Here is a 17,666-nt window from a genome sequence, read left to right as displayed (position 1 = left end):
AAAAGAACTCTGCACCACCATATATGATGCAGAGTTCGTCAGTATTGAGCTAGATTGAGCCAGCCTAAAGAACTAGTTTAAGATGCGAGAAATCATCCATTTTTCCAGGAAACACCGAATCCGCCACGCGGGTATTCCCATAGGATATTCCCCTTAGGACATCCGACACGGCATGTTCCGCACTCTAAACACCCTTCATAGCCGACTGAAATACGGTTTTCTTCTTCATCCCAGTCATAAACATGTGCGGGGCAAATACGGGTGCAAGGCTTATCCTGACATTTTAAACAGACTTCATTATCTGCAATTTTAATATGATTAAGCTTGTCAGTATTGTAGCGCACTAGATATAACTTGTCATCTAATTTCATTTCAGTGCCCTCCATGCGCCAAAAATATCTTTGAATATAGCGCCTTTTGAACGTTTTTCAAAAGCATTTTTCATAATTTCTTTAAAACGATCTTTTTTGGGTACTCCATCAGCAGTAAAGAACAAACGAGCAGAATCCGCAAGGATTTCTGGGTAAACCTTAAATAGGTCAGGCTTACTTTCAAGGAAGTGATTCAGGTTACGATACTTATAAAGGTCCTTAACTACGAAGGAATCGCGAACACGTGTTTCATAAACACTCATTCCCTGAGCACTTGTGTCACCGGACTTAATGGCTTCTGCAGCAACTTGTCCGGCAATTTTACCTGAGGTCATTGCTAAGTTGGAGCCCTCACGGTTTATACCGTTAACGAACATGGCTGTATCCCCAGCAACTAAAACCCCTTGTCGGTAGAGTTTCGGCATAGCATTGTAGCCGCCTTCAGGAAGTAAGTGAGCCAAGTATTCTTTGGTTTCTCCTCCTTGAAGCAAACGCTTAATATATGGCTTAGCTTTAAGATTTTCCAAGAGATCATTGGGAGTCCATTTTTGCTCAATGAGTTGTTCAAGAATAACCCCAACACCGATGGAAATCGAGTCTTTGTTAGTATAAACAAAAGCTGTTCCTAACATACTGTCAGTTGAGTCACCAAACAACTCAATCGTTGCTCCTTGTCCAGCTTCTAAACAGAAACGATCTTCGATCTTTTCTGGAGGAAGGGCAATAATTTCTTTAACTGCGACTGCAACAGCATCAGGACGCAACGGATTAGCCAGTCCTGCTTTTCTTGCTACAAAATTGTTAGCACCTTCGGCAAGAATAACAACTTTTGTACCGAGATCTCCTTCTGCACGACCAGTGCGAACACCGACGACCTGATCTCCTTTATAAAGCAGATCTTCAACAACTGTTTCAGGAATGATCATTACTCCGGCTTCTACCGCTTTTTCAGCAAGATAACGGTCAAATTTCACCCTTAAAACAGTATGCGCATTATAAGGGGGTTCAGCCCAAGCAGGATCGCGATACCCGCCGATGATAAGTTCCTGTCCCTTTAAAAAGCCATAACGCTGTTCAATAACAGGTCTTTCCAAAGGCGCGTCTTTCCAGAATTCCGGAACTACGGCTTCAGTTGCTTTGGTATATAATACCCCACCCATTACGTTTTTAGTTCCTGGATAATCTCCACGTTCAATGACGACGGTTTTCATACCTGCCTTTGCAGCACTAATCGCGGCAGACAGACCGGCAGGACCGCCGCCGACGACGATCACATCAAAGTTTTCCATGTTGCCCCTCCTTATTTCGCCGCGCCGTGCTGTAGGCGCTCCTTAAATTCAGCCGTTAAGGCAGGAACCACTTGGAAGAGGTCTCCAACGATTCCGTAATTAGCAACCGTAAAAATCGCAGCTTCCGGGTCACTGTTAACAGCAATAATATAGTCAGAAGTTTGCATTCCGACCAAGTGCTGGATTGCACCGGAAATCCCCAACGCAATATAAACCTTAGGACGAACAGTTACCCCTGTTTGTCCAACTTGTTGATCATGAGAAAGCCAACCTGATTCAACAGCACCACGGGTACCAGCTATCGTACCACCAATAGCGTCGGCAAGTTCTTCGGCGATAACCATGTTTTTCTGTGAACCAATACCAAGTCCTACAGCAACAATAATTTCTGCTTTGTCCAAGAAAGCACTCTTAGCTGTAGCAGCAATGAATTCGACTACTTTAGTGCGATAGTCAGCTTCATTTAGAGCTACTTCTTCTCTAACTATAATTCCTTCGCGTCCTTCAACTCGTTCAGGCATAGCCATAACCCGAGGACGTACCGTAGACATTTGTGGACGATGAGTACGACATTGAATTGTCGCCATAATATTTCCGCCGAAGGCAGGACGTGTCATTTTAAAAAGTCTTGTTTCAGGATCAATTTCCAATACCGTACAATCAGCGGTTAAACCTGTTTGAAGTTGAGTTGCAACAGCAGGGAAAACATCACGTCCCATAGAAGTTGCGCCGCAAAGGATAATCTCAGGCTTATATTTACGAGAAAGATCGACAATCGCATCCGCGTAGGGTTCAGTTCGGTAATCTTTAAGAATTGGATTATCAACGACATAAACTTTTTCGGCACCGTAAGCAAAGGCTTCAGTAACCACATGATCCACTTGATAACCTGTTACAATAGCACAAAGTTCGGTTCCCAGTGCGTCAGCAAGTTTTCGGCCTTCACCGAGTAATTCCCAAGAGACTTGAGAAATATTGCCATTGATATATTCTACAATAACCCAAACTCCGCTTGCTTCCCCTTCAGCAGCGGGCTGTGCTTTAGAAGCTTTTTTCTCTTCAGCGGAGGCAGCTTGATTCGGCTGAGCTGCTTTTTCCGGAGCTTTCTTAGCACGCTCTGGCATACTTAACGCGTCAGCAGGGCAGATCTTAGTACATTTAGTACAATCTTTACATTTTGCAGGGTCTACAACGGCGACACCATCAATGATATCAAGTGCTTCAAAAGGACATTCCATTGTACAAGCACCGCATCCGATACATTTAGCCTTGTCTACAATAACGGCCATTAAAGTTTTCCTCCCTTCGCTAAGGGGCGATCAGAAATAATATTTTCTTTAAGCAATGTCTCTACAATTGACTTCGCCGTACCCGCCGGATCTTTAGTTGCATCTATTTTTTCTCCGCCAGAACGAACTGGAGGAGCGAAGATACGCACTACACTAGTAGGTGAACCTTTAAGTCCCATTTGAGCTGCATCAAAAGGGAAGGATTTAGAAGTCCACACTTCAGGCTCATATTTAGCAGCGTTCATCATGTTCGGCAAAGATGCATAACGTAAATCGTTAAGCTCTTTTTCAACGGTTAGCAACGCAGGTAATTGAGCTTGTACAACCTGACGGCCGCCTTCAGTTTTTCTTTCAACTGTAACAGATGTCTCAGTAATTTCGCGAACTTTAATCGAGTACGTGATTTGAGGAAATCCTAAACGTTGGGCAATTCCAGGACCTGTTTGTGCTGTATCTCCATCAATAGCTTCTTTACCCGCAAAGAGAAGATCGATTGGATCTTCTTCATGAATTTTTCGAATAGCCGTGGAAATGATATAAGCAGTTGCCAAAGAATCAGAACCACCAAAGGCTCTATCACTCAGCAAAATTGCTCTATCAGCCCCAAAAGACATTCCTTTTTTCAGGGCTTCGATTGCTTGCGGAGGTCCCATACTGACAATAGTTACTTTTCCTCCGACTTTTTCCTTAAGACAAATTGCTTCTTCTAAAGCATGTGCATCATAAGGATTAATAATGGATGGGACCCCTTGACGCATTAGGGTATTTGTCACGGGATCAATCCGGACTTCGGAAGTATCCGGTACTTGCTTTAAACAGACGACAAAATGCAAACTAGCTCCCTCCTCTATCTTTACCTTGTGAAATTAATCATGAGTCTCATGTAAAATAATAGTACAAAGTCACTAAAAAAACAAGCTTTTGATATTAAATATTTTAAAATGTTAGAAAAATCTGAATGGATATAATAAAAACGAAATTTGTCGCAAAAAATTTGCAAAGTCTTTGATACTTAAGGTGAGAGCTCTTATTTTGAAATCATAAATATTGAATTTGATCTACCTATAAATACTATAGATGGCATAAATTACTTTATTTTACTTAATTTTAGATAAATATTTCTCTGCTTCGACGGCAGCAAGTGCACCGTCGCCAACTGCAGTTGCAACTTGGCGTAAAGGAGTATTGCGAATATCACCTGCTGCGAAAATCCCGGGGATATTTGTCTCAAGTAGATTTCCGGTTTTTATATAGCCTCGTTCATCTATTTCTATTTCCCCTTGTAAAAAACCGGCGTTCGGTTCAGTTCCAATATAAATAAATACTCCGTCAGCTGGAAGCACCTGGGTTTCGCCACTCATTGTGTTTTTAACTTTTACACCTTGTACCTGTTCCTGGCCAATGATTTCTTCGACAACAGTGTCAAGTACAAATTGAATTTTTGAATTGCTTTTGGCCCGTTCAAGGGCAATTTGAGAGGCTCTAAAGCCTGAGCGGCGATGAATTATTGTTACTTTTTCTGCAAACTTTGTTAGATACGCCCCTTCTTCTAAGGCTGCATCTCCGCCTCCGACTACAATAACCTTTTTTCCTTTAAAAAACGCTCCATCACAGGTTGCACAATATGAAACACCTCGGCCGTGAAATGTATTTTCTCCGGGAACGTTTAAAAGGCGAGGTTTTGAACCGGCCGCAATAATTACGGCTTTAGCTTCAAAGGTTTGCGTTTCGGTAATAATCTTTTTGATTGATCCCTGGAGTTCAAGGGCATTAACTTGATCAAATATAAATTCAACCCCAAAAGCTTGAGCTTGAAGATGAAAATTATTCATGAGCTCGAATCCGCTAATGCCTTCAGGAAAACCAGGATAATTTTCAATTTTCTCAGTCGAGGCAGCTTGTCCTCCAGGCATAGCCATCTCTATAATACCCGTTTTCAGCCCACCGCGAGCGGCATAGACCCCCGCTGTAAGTCCTGCCGGACCCGCTCCAATAATTAAAACATCATACATCAACAACACCTCGTTTAAGAATAATCAATATTTCCAGTATATCATGAACCAGCCTATTTTGATGTAGTTTTTGTTACCTTATTCGTTTTAACAATTATTTTGGAAAAAGGTATTTTAAGGCGTTGGGCAGAATATAAGGGTAATTATGTTAGAAAACTAAGGAATGGGTATACTATGTTGTCTGGATATTAAGGGGGTATGGTTTTGAACCGGATTACGAAAACGATTATTGGAATTGCATTGGTTTTAATTCTTTTAACAGCATCGAGTGGTTTATATGAAGATTGGCTCTGGTTTAAAGATTTAGGATATGAGCAATTGTTTTGGACTCCACTCCTTAGCAAGTGGTTAATTGAAGTGGTTAATGGAACGATTCTTTTTATATTTATTGCCGGAACTTTATTTTCGATTCGCCATGCAATTTTAACATTTGTTAATGATAAATTAAGAAATCGTTTACGTTTAGTCCATCAAATGGATCGCCCTGTTTATAAGTTAAGTCAAAGGCGAATTACGATTTGGTTATTGTTAATATCTGTAGTTATTAGTTATGGAGTAAGTTTTGTTGCTGGCTTTACCGGTTGGCTCGAAGTTCTATCCTTTATGAAATACACCCCATTCGGACAAGGAGACCCGGTTTATGGAAAGGATTTAGGCTTTTATTTTTTTCAGCTTCCCTTTTTGCAAACTGTCTATAATGCGTTTTTTGGCCCGCTTTTAATTCTTACTTTTTTTACAGCACTTTTTTATACCCTTACAGGAGTTGTGCGTTTCCATATATCCAAACTTAAATTTTGGAGAAAAAATGCGATTGAGATAAATCCAGATGCAAGACGTCATCTTGCACTACTTTTAACTGCTTTATTAGCTTTCAAGACTTTTGGCTATTATTTAGATAAATATCAGCTCCTATATTCTAAACACGGACATGTGGTTGGTGCTGGATATGCTGATTTAACAGTAAGTTTACCTGTCTTAAACGTCCTGATTGTTTTAAGCATAGCCGGTTGTATTGCAGCCTTTTTGACACTTTTCTTAAAGGAAGTAAGATTATTAACTATTCCTATTGTAAGCATATTCCTGGTGGGATCTGTTTTATATGGCATTTTCCCTTCATTAATTCAATCGTTTATTGTAGTACCGAATGAGTTAAATAAAGAAGCACCTTATATTCAAAATGAAATAACAATGACACGATTTGGCTATGGTTTAAACGTTATTAACGAACAGGATTATCAAGGCAATATTCCCTTAGATGCAAAGAGCTTAAGCGCAGAACAGCCTACCCTGAATAATATTCGTTTGAATGATACACGTCCTTTAATACAAACCTTTACCCAAAAGCAAGGGATTCGGCTTTATTATAAATTTAATGATATTGACGTAGATCGCTATCAAATCAATGGTGAAAGCCGACAAGTCATGCTTTCTGCACGCGAACTTTCGACTAATGATTTGGATAGTAAAGCGAAAACCTTTGTCAATCTTAGATTTAAATATACGCATGGCTACGGAGTCGCTGCATCCTTTGCAAATGCCGTAACTGCCGAAGGCCTTCCGAATTTTGCCATTAAAGATGTACCCCCAACAACAGAATTCCCTGAACTTAATCTTAAGGAGCCCCGCATTTATTATGGCGAATTAACCAATGATTGGGTTGTTGTTAATACCGATATTAAAGAATTTGATTATCCTCAAGGTAATGCAAATGCTGAAAGCCGCTATGAAGGCAAAACAGGAATTCAATTGAGCCCCTTGAATAAGTTAATGCTTTCTTTAAAGCACGGGACGCCAAGATTTTACTTAGCAAATGAAGTGAACTCTCAAAGCCGTATCTTACTCCATCGCAACATCATGGAACGGGTAAAAAAACTAGTCCCATTCTTGGAATACGATGAAGATCCTTATCTTGTTATTAACCAAGGACATCTTCAATGGATTCTTGATGCTTATACTTCCTCTGATGCACTGCCTTACGCAAGTGTTTATCCTGAACGTAACTTTAATTATATTCGGAATTCAGTTAAAGTAGTGATTGATGCATACGATGGAACTGTAGATTTTTATGCCGTTGATTTAAAAGATCCTATTCTTCAGACTTATCGCAAAATATTTCCCGGTGTATTTAAAGATTTGTCTCAGATGCCCCCTGCTTTAAAAACACATTTGCGTTATCCGGAGACCTTATTTACTATCCAAAGCAATATGCTAAAAAATTTTCATATGACTGATACTACAGTGTTTTATAATAAGGAGGATTCTTGGGATATCGCTCAAGAACTTTTTAATTCAAAACCTCAAAATATGGAACCTTACTATACAGTCATGCAAATACCTGGAACAGGACAATCCGAGTTCGTTTTAATACTGCCGTTTACACCGGCTTCAAGCAGTACAAATACTCGCAACAACATGGTCGCTTGGATGGCTGCACGAATGGATACTGATCATTATGGAGAGCTTCTTTTATATAAGCTTCCTAAAAATATAGAGATTGATGGTCCTCTCCAAATTGAATCACGGATTGATCAGGATCCGGAAATTTCGAAACAGCTATCCTTATGGAATCAGCAAGGCTCTAGTGTTATCAGGGGGAATCTGCTTGTTTTGCCGATGCAGGGAAACTTCCTTTATGTTGAACCCATTTACTTGCAGTCAAATAAAGGGGGGAGTATTCCCGAAATGAAACGGGTCATTTTAGTTTATCAGGATAAGTTAGTAATGGCTGAAACTCTGGGAAGCGCCTTAAATCAGATATTTGGAGCAGATATTCCTCAACCTGTGACTCCAGGAAAGACTGCTGCACAACAGAATGCTGCGGCACAAACGCCTAAAACCACTCCTGCATCCCCTGCCGCTCAATCAACTACTGTTGAAGACATATCTAAAATACTGGATCAAATGAGTCAGCTTCGATCGATGATGGATCAATTAGAGTCACAGCTTAAAAACTTACAATCAGGAACAGCACACTAATAACTATAAATGACACAGCATATATTACAAAATAGAGACGGCTCACTTTCTTAGTGAACCGTCTCTATTTATTTCGCTATTAATTTACTGAAGGGGTTTAAGTTCAATATCGGTTGAAGAACCGTTAGGGGTAAGTTCAACAAGTTCAGCGCCGTCTTTTGAAATGAAGTTATTTTTACCCGTGAGCTCAACTTGTTTTAGCTGACCGTCTTTTTGAATGAGGTAGGCCGTTTGATTGCTATTGATTACAATTTGACTGTTTGTACCGATGACTACCGATGCATCTTTAAATGGAATTAAACCTTGCCAAATCGTCTTGAATTCTAATTTTGTGCTGGTTGAGTTTTCAGCAGCAGAATGGATTTTAACGAGATTATTTCCATCAATTTGACCTAAATAAAGTGTGCCGAAACGATCCCCTAAAATAGTTTCTGTATTATCTTCCGAGACTGTTTGACGCTGAGTACCTTGAAGAGATTGAATAACTTTTGAATTTCCCGTTTTACTTTCAATATAGAGTGTACCAAACTTGTCTGAAGCAGCCATTTCCGTGATAAGTTCACCGGAACGGCTTAGAGTTCTTACATTTTTCATAACATCTATTTCCATCAACTGGCTGTTAGAGCCAGTTTTAACGGTCAGATAAATAAGATTTGTAAATGTTGAAACAACCATATCTGTAATTTGTCCACCAGCAGGAAAACTGCTAATACTTTCGTTAAATCGATCATCTGGTTCTGTATCTTCATCACTATTGGGTAATTCTAGAGTATATAGATCTGTAATTTGGGGATTGGAATAGTGCGTTACAACGCGTTGTTCTTGAGTTGGGGTGGAAGCCGGAGTTGTACTATTTACTGGAGCTTGCTGCGGATCTTCGGTTTTAACTGTCTCAGGTTTTGTCGCTTGAATTTGGGCAGTATTAGGAGGTGAAACTTGAGTAGAAGTTGCTTCCTGAGTATGGGCTGTATTTCCTTTTGGTTTTTGCACAGTCGTGGTAGTGTTTGAAGAAGCTGGAGTTTTCGATGTGCTTGAATTAGCGGAAGCAGTCGATTGAGAAGTTGAAGGTGCCGGAGTTACGGGAACGGTTTCCGTAGTTACTGGATTAGGGTTTTTACGGGCATAAAAATAAACTAGCGTATTTCGGTCAGGCAGCCATTGAAAATAGAGTACTCCCAAATTTTTGTCGTTACTTGGTGCAGACTTCGTGAAAACCTGTTTATCTTGTTTTAAATTATATACCTTTAGAATTCCATTTTCTTCATAGGCTATATAATCCTTTCCATAAGATATCTGCATGTTTTCAAAATTCGTTCCACTGATTGTCGTCTTTAAAGTACGAACAATAGGTTGAGTGGTCGCCGGAGTCATTACTTTTTCTATTTGCCGATTTAAAAGGTAATAAATCGGGAGTTGCAGCATTACGGACACAAGCGTCCAGCTTAAAATAATTTGCCACTTTTTTTTCACTTGTGGTACCCCTTTTCAATTCCTTTTCATTTTTACGATTATTTAGGCATAACAACAAAAGCCGTTGGGATATAGCGTTCACCAAAGACGTTCCATAGTTTGTTCATGACTTTGCCATTATAGACTAACTCTGAGGAAGATCCTCCATCTAAGTTAACTGCATTAACAGCGTGATAATCCAAAAAGATATTCATCATATCACGTAAAGTTGCGCCAATGCTCCAGGTCGGTTGGCGGCCATCAATAACAAGAAAAATAATTGTTCCGTCGGCTGTTTGTCCAATACCTGTACGTGGGGCTATCCCCCATCCTCCATCTCCAGAGACTGCGGGCTTTCCGTTTTCTACAAGATTAGGGTAGAAAGACACGGCTTCCTTAATATGCTTTTGTTCAATTTGATCTGCCGACATATCTCCAATAATGAGTTTACCGTCTTTATCAATAGCTACTATATTTACGGTTTTATTGCCAACATTATTGTGAACAATTTCTCCATTATGAACAGTTAATCCATCAGGAAAAGCTCCATTCCCCTTGCCATTAGGGTCATAAAAGCCTCCAGCATTGATGGCGGCGACAGCGCCGGTATCCTTAACAAAGTCACTAACACGCTCACCTGCAACTCCAATTTCTTTGGTAACTGCAACCTGAACTCGCTTTGGATCCTTAATTAACATAACTTTTCCTTTAAAATTCGGTCCTTTTATATCCTCAATAGTAATACCAGTTGAAGGATCAGTTACAACTTTATCACGTTCAACATTTAAACCTGTAAAAGTACCTGCTGAATCATAAGCATGCATGAGCTCGTCAATCTTTTCCTGCGAAAGAAAAAGTCGTGCTACCTGTGGGTGACGTGAGGTTGCTATAGAACCCACGGCCATAACTTTTAATGACTCAAATGGACCCCAAAATACAATAAAGGGAGCAAGCAGGACAGTTAAGACTAAATTAAAAGCAATAAAAGCAATAATCATCTTCCAACGAATTTTTTTCGTTTTCGTTTTCATTTTCATGTTATATTCCTTTTCCCCTCAATTTTCTAGTTAGGACTTTTGAGATTCATTAAAATCAAAAAAACAAGCCGCATTGAAAGCGTGCGGCCTAGTATTTTTAACTTAATAAAGCTAGTATATCAAATCAATTATTTTCATTCAATACTTTCTCAATTCTTCAAATGAATCATTCCGGATTGATTTCTAACCGATAGGTCAAATTTGCTGCTTTGTCTATCATATTAGCAACGCTGCAATATTTCTCCATAGATAAAGAAATCGCTCTTTTAAGTTTTTCCTCTGCTTCTTGCAGACCTTCTCCCCAGAATTGATACACTACTTCGATATCGGTAAAAACCCGAGGATGTTCAGATGCCCTTTCGCCCTGTACATTCACCTCAAAGCGTTCAAAGGAAACACGCATTTTATCGAGTATTGAAACAATATCCATGCCGCTGCAGCCCGCAATTGACATCAATATCATTTCCATTGGGGTAGATCCAATTCCTGTACCACCAGCAGTTACACTTGAATCAAATTGTGCACGAATTTTGGATTGACCTTCTCCTTCAAAATGCATCCCTTTTATATGTCTAACTTTAACATTCATATTAATTCCTCCTCGAAACTATTATTATTATTGTAACTCATTAAAGTGGAAATAAAAAGTTTGAATTTATGATACTTTTTGGTTTAAAGTATGTCACAATAAATAATCAAATGGAATAAAGTAATGCATAAAAAGTAATTGTGCCATACTCAAAAAGATGCTAATATAACTATGCAAGAAATACATAAAGAATATAATATAGAAAAGGGGTGCGGTAATTGGCAATACGAGTAGGGATTAATGGATTCGGTCGAATTGGGAGAAATGTTTTTAGAGCAGCTTATGGCCGAAAGGATTTAGAAATTGTGGCTGTTAATAACCGAACATCAGGAGAAATCCTACCTCACTTACTAAAATATGATTCTGTACATGGTGTTTTTCCCGGAAAGGTAGAATATGTTGAGGGCGGTTTTAAGGTTGATGGCCGGATGGTTAAAGTTGTTTCTCATACCGATCCAGGAGATATTCCTTGGGGAGACTTAGGTGTCGATATTGTTATTGAGTCAAGCGGAAAATTTAATAATGGCCCCGCTTGTCGCCAACACCTTGCTAATGGAGCTAAAAAAGTAGTAATCTCCGCTCCTGCTAAGGAAGAAGATATTACTGTCGTTATGGGTGTTAATGAAGAGAAATATGATTCGGCGATCCACCATATTATATCAAATGCCTCCTGTACAACGAATTGTTTAGCTCCTGTTGCAAAAGTTCTACATGAAGCTTTCCACATTAAGCGTGGATTTATGACAACCGTACATTCTTATACAAATGATCAACGAATTTTGGACCAATCTCATAAAGATTTCCGCCGGGCAAGATCAGCAGGCTTATCCATTATTCCTACAACGACGGGAGCAGCTAAAGCAGTTTCCTTAGTACTTCCAGAACTGAATGGCAAGTTGAGCGGTTTTGCAATGCGTGTTCCAACTCCTAATGTTTCCGTCGTCGACTTAGTAGTTGAAGTGGAAAAATCGACAAACCGTGAAGAAGTAAATGCTGCTTTAAAAGACGCTAGTCGTGGTTCACTGGAAGGGATTTTAGATTATACTGAACTTCCTCTCGTTTCGAGTGACTTTAATGGCAGTTCCTTTTCTTCTATTGTGGATGGATTATCAACAATGGTAATGGAGGACAATTTATTAAAAGTTCTAGCTTGGTATGATAATGAATGTGGATATTCCTGCAGAGTTTTAGATTTAGCAGCATGGGTTTCACGCTAAACAAAACACTCTATAAACTATAAAAAAAGAGCCTTGAGGCTCTTTTTTTTATTCTGGCAACCAATGTCCTTTAATAATTTCCATAGCAACTGAAGATAAACTTTTTCTTTGTGACATTGCGTACTGTTGAATTTTGCGATATGCTACCTTCTCCTCATATCCTGTCTTCTGAATAACTGTAAGAAGAGCTTGATAGTACAGCTTCCGTGCTTTGAGATCGTCCTCCAACCTTGAAACTTTTTTGAGAATCTCTTGTTCTTTTAAAAAACGGTTTTCAGAGTAAAAAACAGCTGTTACGAGCTCAAAAGCACGAAGAGGTTGAATCAACACATAATGAGGGTCAGCTTTGATAATATCGGGTAAGGCATCCGTATCTTCTTGTGAAACTGTAACGATTACAGGACATAACCTTTGGTCAGCAATGTTTTGGAGTAAATCAAAGGCACTAAGGCCCAGAACATCCCAAGTCATTATCACTAATTCGGGTTCAAGACGGTGAAGTAGACGCAGTGCCTCAATCCCATTAGACGTTGTACCAATGGCCTGATAATTAGCTAAAGGTATGATCGCTTTAAGCTCTGAAATTTGCCGTAGATTACCAATTAATAATGCGCGCTTCATTACCTTCCCTACCCTACTTATTTAAATAATGAAAAAGCGCCCTTATTAGAGCGCACCTAAATAAGAATACCGTTTTTTTAATTATTTGGCAACTGCACTCAGTTGTTCTTCTGCTAAATAATCTTCATTAGATTTATTAGGTTGCGGTATGATTTTTTCTTCATCCTCTTCAACTACTTCTTTCCACCTTAAAGGAAAAATTAGAACAGCAAGTGTCAATCCCCCAACGGATAAAAGAAAATATTGGAGAGACAGAAGGAAAAACAGGAAAGAAATGTGATTGGCTGGGGTCCCTATGGCATAACCATAGGGTTGAACAGACTGCCATGTTACATTATCCCGTTCCCAAGTAGCTAAACCCAAAAAATCAACTGAATTGATGAGCTGACTAGTCGGTTCATAAAATGAATCGGTTGAAGCGGCATAAATAAACCCTTTTTTTGTATAGATTTTATCTAATTCCACAGTGCTTCCGCTGATAGCGGCTTTGGTATATGTTCGTTCAATTCTTAAAACATCATCTGAGGTAACATTAACAGGACCATTTTGCGTAATTACTGTGTAGAGTCCTCGATCTACGGCTTCAACATTGACAACTCGAACATCCATCACTTTAATAAGAATAATTGATAGAATCATTAACGCTAAACAGAAATAAATAATTATTCCTGCTATGCGTTCTCGAGATAATGGCTTATGTTGTCGCATGAAATGTTGCACGTCCTTTTTAATTAAAATCGTTATTTTTCAAACTTAATATTAGTTTAACACAATGCTCATTGTACTATAATTTGAGATTATGAACAAATTAATGAGAGCTAAAATATTTGCCAAAACGGCTAAGAAATCGCAACAAATCTTCAGGGCTAAAGTTAAGGGACGAATTTGCTTGTTCTCCCGGTTTAGACAAGGGTTTTGCGCCCGTGGTTTGAGGGGATACTACTGCACGAATTAATATTGTAGCAAGGAGACTTAATAGTATAATAGGTAAAGAGCCTCGCAGCCCAGGAAAAGCAATGACAGGAAGAAAAAAACTTAAGTTTGGGGAAAACGTCATATTCGAAAAATCTGAAGTTACAAGTAGACTAATAACTAACGGCGCTTCTGGGGGTAATGGTTGAATAAAGCCTCTTGATCCTGATGTGAATGGGGTTATCGGATTTGTCGAGGAAGACGCTGCAGAAATTGGTGGTGTTATAATAGATTGCGTTATTCCAGTATTGTTCCCTGTAATTGTCTTTAAAAATTCATGAAATTCTTTCATAGGCATTTGAATGATTTGATTCGTTTGAAGATCTACTGTAGAAATAGATTCCAACTTTAAAATATATTTTGCAAGAATAAGAAAAAGTTCTGCACCCACTAATACTCCTGCTGAAGAAAAGATATGTCCAGTAATTAATGGCTGGCGAAAAGCTAGTGTCGGACTACCAGCTGCAGCACTAATAGGGACAGATATATACAACGCTAAGTTTATTGGAGTAAATGAATCTTGAATTTGAGGGGAGTTCATGAGATCCATACGTACCCTCCGTTGCCTATCCTGAATAAACAGAAATTTAATAGCCATGCAGATATTCTGTCGTCACTGTTAATATATGGTTAAATAGCAATTTATGTGTAATTTTACAGAAGCGATCTTTGCTTTCTTCGTTGATCCAGGTATTCGAGAATTTTATCAGGAGAGTAATTTAGAATTTGATAATCTTTAATACCTGTTTCTTGCGCTAATTCAAGAGCAGAACCCAGTTCCCCTACTCTATTCCAAAAGTGTGCATCACTCCCTAGAACAATGGGTCCTCTATACTTTGCCGCGCTTCTGGCGAAACGCCGACAATTATCCCAGGCATTTCCCTTCTCAGGACCTAATGTACTGTTATTGATTTCCACAGGAATTCCTAATTGTGCTGATGCATATGCAATTTTATCTAAATCCATTTCAAAGTCCGGACGCCCAGGATGCACCATAATGTCTGTAAACGGGTTGGACATTGCTTTGAGGTAAGCTTGTGTATTTTGCTCGAGGGTTCCTCCCGGATAACATATTACATGCAGACCAACCAGCACTAGACTCATTTGTTTTAAATATCGTAAGGGAATGTCTAATTCACCTTCATAGCTTGTAATGTTGGCTTCGACACCGGGAAGAATTCGTACACCGCATAAAGTCTCAGGCAGAATTGAGAAATTGCCAAAGTGATATAAATTTGGCGCACCTGGCATGCTTGGTCCATGATCGGTCATCCCAAGAAGCTTTAATCCTTTACGGGCAGCTGCCGCAGCATTTTCTGTAATTGTGCTGTATGCGTGTCCGCTGGCAACAGTATGCGTATGCAAATCTGCAAGAATATCCAAATACAAACACCCCCTAACTATTATAACCCTGTTATAACGTAAAAAACCTCGTAATTCAGCTTTTGCTGTTACGAGGCTGAGGATTACTATTTTAAGTTTTAATTCTATAAATATTTTAATTCGTTTTAGGTGTAGCAGAAGCCGGAGCTTTAACTGAGGTATCTACATTAAAGAAAAAGGTTGCATCTGTTGCTTGATTTACGCCTCCTGCAGCATTGGGTTTCACTCTTAAGGAGATTTTGTGTTGTCCTGCGGTAGCGCTTTTTCCTTGGGCATCTCCAAGCGCTTTTACTTGTCTGAAAGCAACGCGGGCAGTTGCTCCGGGATCAAGAGAAGGTAAATTTCCAAGCTTGCTAACTTTTTTACTCTCATCACCCACAAGTGTAACTTCCAATTCGACTGGAATATTCGTCATTTTTTGCCCCGTCGTATTTTGAACAGTGACAATGAGGTCAAAATTTTTACTGTTAATAATCTGACTTCCTTTTAGAGTTACCGAACCGTAGGTTAAATCTTGAGTAAAGGAACTGGGTTCAACCGAAACACCCAGCATTTTTACTTCGGGAACTAAGTTCGTTTTTGTAGCACTTGCATTTGCTGTTTTCCAGACAGTTACTCCCGCAATTCCAAGGAAACATACTAAAAGCATACTTAATGTTAGGGTTAAATATTTTCGATTAACTGCAATAATTCTGGCCATTACTCGCCACCTCCATAATTACTCTCTAAGAAAAAATATGCATGTCCTTTTAAGACATGCATATTTTTGTAAAATTTTTTTATTTTTTTTCTCTTTCCTTATATATGCTTAGGCGAATATCCTGTTCCACGCTAATTCTAAAAATACGGCAGGATTGAATTATTCGTGAGGTTGTACGAGCCCCCAGATACTCTTCCATTTCCCCAAGAGAAAGATTACTAGTGATAACAGTAGGTAATTCTTCGTTTAGACGATAGTTAAGAATCGAATAAATTCGATTGCGAGTCCATTCCGTATAGTTATGTGCTCCAAGGTCATCCAGTATAAGAATAGGAATTTCACGGGCAGAATCTAATAAGTCAAGTTCATTTGATTGAGATTTGTAAGTTGCCCTTAACTCATCTAACAGATCAGGAACAACGAGAAATAAGACGCTTTTATCCTGTTCCATCAATGCATTTGCTATGGCTGCCGCAAGAAAGGTTTTACCCGAACCAACAGGTCCCGTAAAAAGAATTCCTAATCCGTGAGTATCATTTTCGCAAGCATGAACAAATTCTTGAGAAGCATTTAATGCTTTTAAGGCACTTTCTAAATAGCTCCGATCCTCAGAATATGAAGAACGATAGTAATTTTGACGAAAATTTTCAAATCGGCAATTCAGTAAACCTCTAGCCATTCGCGCGTGGCGAAACTGATTTTCCATCTTTTTTTGCTGCATACACGAACAGGGATATGCAACATCGTCTTTTAAAATAATTCCACGGTCTAAACAAAGCGGACATTTAACTTGAGGACTGGGATTTTGAGAAGCTAAATCCGAGGCTGCGGCAGAATCTTTACAGTTTTTCAGCTCATTGAGATAGTCATTTTCCAGTAGCTCTTTGAGACTTTTCACACGCTCTTTCCTCCTTCATCCTCATTAAAGATAGAAGTTTTCGTATTTATCCGAACGAATATTACGTGTTGTTTTTGTTTTCGTTTTCCCTTTATTTTCTTGTCTTGCTTGAAAATAAGCATCATCTGATTCTACTTCTTCACGTGTTCGAAGACCTTTCTTTTCCCATTCTCTTAAAATAGAGTCCAAATAGCGGAAATTACGGATTCCAGCACTTACCCCTCTTTTTAAGGCTTCTAAAATTAATTCTTCTGAATAATGAGCTGACATCCAATCGCGAATAAAATTGCATTCAATTTCAGTTAAAGGACGACCAAGCTCTTGTTCAAAAGAACGGACAATTCGTTCTAAAGAGGGAGAAATATCACTACGATCTTGATTCGCTAAACTTTGAACCTCTTCAAATTGTTTTACATGCTCGATAGCCCAGAGTTCAGCTAATTCATCAATAAGTCCTACAAAATTATAACTATTATACCAGGCTTTAGCAGAAGAATTCCAACGCTTTTCAGCAGAAACAAGGTTTTCTTTAAATAGATTGGCAAGCATCTTTTCGACCTGTGTTAAATCAAGGTTCATACGTTGTGCTAATGCCTCAAGATCTACAGACCTTTGATTTTCGGTTTCGCTAAGGAGATGAATTATCAACATTGCTTCATCATTACTTAAACCAAGCTCAGAATAATGCGAAAGAAAGTATTTGGGAACAGAAATGCTACCCGAAAATAAAAGAGCTTGCATAAAGCTCCCGTAAACATTGATCTTAGACATCCTAATTCACTCCTCAATAACTGTACCATGATTCTAATAAAATTCGGTATGTATTTGACTTATCCTTCCGAAATAGCGAAACGAATGGCGAG

17 protein-coding genes are annotated in these 17,666 nt (G+C 39.0%); 2 read left to right on the top strand and 15 right to left on the bottom strand.

Annotation, left to right across the window (positions count from 1 at the left end; translation table 11 throughout):
* Positions 1–92: 92 nt before the first annotated feature.
* From ACHOLT_RS13865 to trxB, 5 genes are all read right to left on the bottom strand, one after another.
* Positions 93–371 (bottom strand): ferredoxin family protein, encoded by a 279-nt coding sequence (locus ACHOLT_RS13865; protein ID WP_425801712.1) that lies wholly within the window; start codon positions 369–371, stop codon positions 93–95.
* Positions 368–1,660 carry an FAD-dependent oxidoreductase gene (locus ACHOLT_RS13860; RefSeq protein WP_425801709.1) on the bottom strand — a complete coding sequence of 431 codons (1,293 nt, stop codon included), beginning with the start codon at positions 1,658–1,660 and terminating at the stop codon, positions 368–370. Before ACHOLT_RS13860 ends, ACHOLT_RS13865 begins: the two co-directional genes overlap by 4 nt.
* An 11-nt stretch (positions 1,661–1,671) precedes the next feature.
* Positions 1,672–2,949: an FAD-binding protein gene (locus ACHOLT_RS13855; protein ID WP_425801706.1), complete on the bottom strand. Its 1,278-nt coding sequence runs from the start codon at positions 2,947–2,949 to the stop codon at positions 1,672–1,674.
* Positions 2,949–3,782, bottom strand: a complete 834-nt coding sequence (locus ACHOLT_RS13850; RefSeq protein ID WP_425801703.1) for an electron transfer flavoprotein subunit beta/FixA family protein — start codon at positions 3,780–3,782, stop codon at positions 2,949–2,951. The genes ACHOLT_RS13855 and ACHOLT_RS13850 overlap by 1 nt, the downstream gene beginning before the upstream one ends.
* 264 nt (positions 3,783–4,046) lie before the next feature.
* Positions 4,047–4,961 carry a thioredoxin-disulfide reductase gene (trxB, locus tag ACHOLT_RS13845; protein WP_425801701.1) on the bottom strand — a complete coding sequence of 305 codons (915 nt, stop codon included), beginning with the start codon at positions 4,959–4,961 and terminating at the stop codon, positions 4,047–4,049.
* 204 nt (positions 4,962–5,165) lie between these two features.
* On the opposite strand from trxB, the gene ACHOLT_RS13840 reads away from it, so the two are divergent.
* A complete protein-coding gene (locus ACHOLT_RS13840) occupies positions 5,166–7,937 on the top strand; it encodes a UPF0182 family protein (protein WP_425801698.1) in 2,772 nt (923 codons plus the stop codon).
* Positions 7,938–8,021: 84 nt separating this feature from the next.
* Here the strand turns inward: ACHOLT_RS13840 and ACHOLT_RS13835 are convergent, their stop codons facing one another.
* The 3 genes from ACHOLT_RS13835 to ACHOLT_RS13825 all read right to left on the bottom strand — a co-directional run bounded on the left by ACHOLT_RS13835 (position 8,022) and on the right by ACHOLT_RS13825 (position 11,012).
* Complete coding sequence (locus ACHOLT_RS13835) at positions 8,022–9,407, bottom strand: hypothetical protein (protein ID WP_425801696.1); 1,386 nt, start codon at positions 9,405–9,407, stop codon at positions 8,022–8,024.
* Between the two features lie 38 nt (positions 9,408–9,445).
* Positions 9,446–10,417, bottom strand: a complete 972-nt coding sequence (locus tag ACHOLT_RS13830) for a phosphodiester glycosidase family protein (protein WP_425808071.1) — start codon at positions 10,415–10,417, stop codon at positions 9,446–9,448.
* A gap of 172 nt (positions 10,418–10,589) precedes the next feature.
* Positions 10,590–11,012, bottom strand: coding sequence for an OsmC family protein (locus ACHOLT_RS13825; RefSeq protein ID WP_425801693.1), 423 nt, complete (start codon positions 11,010–11,012; stop codon positions 10,590–10,592).
* A 218-nt stretch (positions 11,013–11,230) separates the two neighbouring features.
* Between ACHOLT_RS13825 and gap the strand changes: the two genes are divergently transcribed.
* Positions 11,231–12,229: a type I glyceraldehyde-3-phosphate dehydrogenase gene (gene gap / locus ACHOLT_RS13820; protein ID WP_425801690.1), complete on the top strand. Its 999-nt coding sequence runs from the start codon at positions 11,231–11,233 to the stop codon at positions 12,227–12,229.
* Between the two features lie 48 nt (positions 12,230–12,277).
* Here the strand turns inward: gap and ACHOLT_RS13815 are convergent, their stop codons facing one another.
* The 7 genes from ACHOLT_RS13815 to ACHOLT_RS13785 all read right to left on the bottom strand — a co-directional run bounded on the left by ACHOLT_RS13815 (position 12,278) and on the right by ACHOLT_RS13785 (position 17,574).
* The gene (locus ACHOLT_RS13815) at positions 12,278–12,850 is read right to left on the bottom strand and encodes an ANTAR domain-containing response regulator (protein WP_425801688.1); all 573 of its coding nucleotides are present in this window, start codon (positions 12,848–12,850) and stop codon (positions 12,278–12,280) included.
* Between the two features lie 81 nt (positions 12,851–12,931).
* Entirely contained in the window at positions 12,932–13,558 is a 627-nt protein-coding gene (locus tag ACHOLT_RS13810; RefSeq protein ID WP_425801685.1) for a hypothetical protein, read from the bottom strand.
* 100 nt (positions 13,559–13,658) lie between these two features.
* Positions 13,659–14,372, bottom strand: a complete 714-nt coding sequence (locus ACHOLT_RS13805) for a hypothetical protein (protein WP_425801683.1) — start codon at positions 14,370–14,372, stop codon at positions 13,659–13,661.
* Between the two features lie 104 nt (positions 14,373–14,476).
* A complete protein-coding gene (locus tag ACHOLT_RS13800) occupies positions 14,477–15,205 on the bottom strand; it encodes a phosphatase (protein WP_425801681.1) in 729 nt (242 codons plus the stop codon).
* 115 nt (positions 15,206–15,320) lie between these two features.
* The gene (locus ACHOLT_RS13795; protein WP_425801679.1) at positions 15,321–15,905 is read right to left on the bottom strand and encodes a hypothetical protein; all 585 of its coding nucleotides are present in this window, start codon (positions 15,903–15,905) and stop codon (positions 15,321–15,323) included.
* A 79-nt stretch (positions 15,906–15,984) separates the two neighbouring features.
* Positions 15,985–16,803, bottom strand: coding sequence for an ATP-binding protein (locus ACHOLT_RS13790; RefSeq protein ID WP_425801677.1), 819 nt, complete (start codon positions 16,801–16,803; stop codon positions 15,985–15,987).
* A 24-nt stretch (positions 16,804–16,827) separates the two neighbouring features.
* On the bottom strand, positions 16,828–17,574 hold the full coding sequence (locus ACHOLT_RS13785; RefSeq protein WP_425801674.1) for a DnaD domain-containing protein: 747 nt from the start codon (positions 17,572–17,574) through the stop codon (positions 16,828–16,830).
* Between the last annotated feature and the right edge of the window lie 92 nt (positions 17,575–17,666).

Source organism: Desulfitobacterium nosdiversum (assembly GCF_049860565.1).
In the GTDB taxonomy this organism is placed as follows: Bacteria; Bacillota; Desulfitobacteriia; order Desulfitobacteriales; family Desulfitobacteriaceae; genus Desulfitobacterium_A; species Desulfitobacterium_A nosdiversum.
This window is presented reverse-complemented; position numbering and strand designations above follow the sequence as displayed.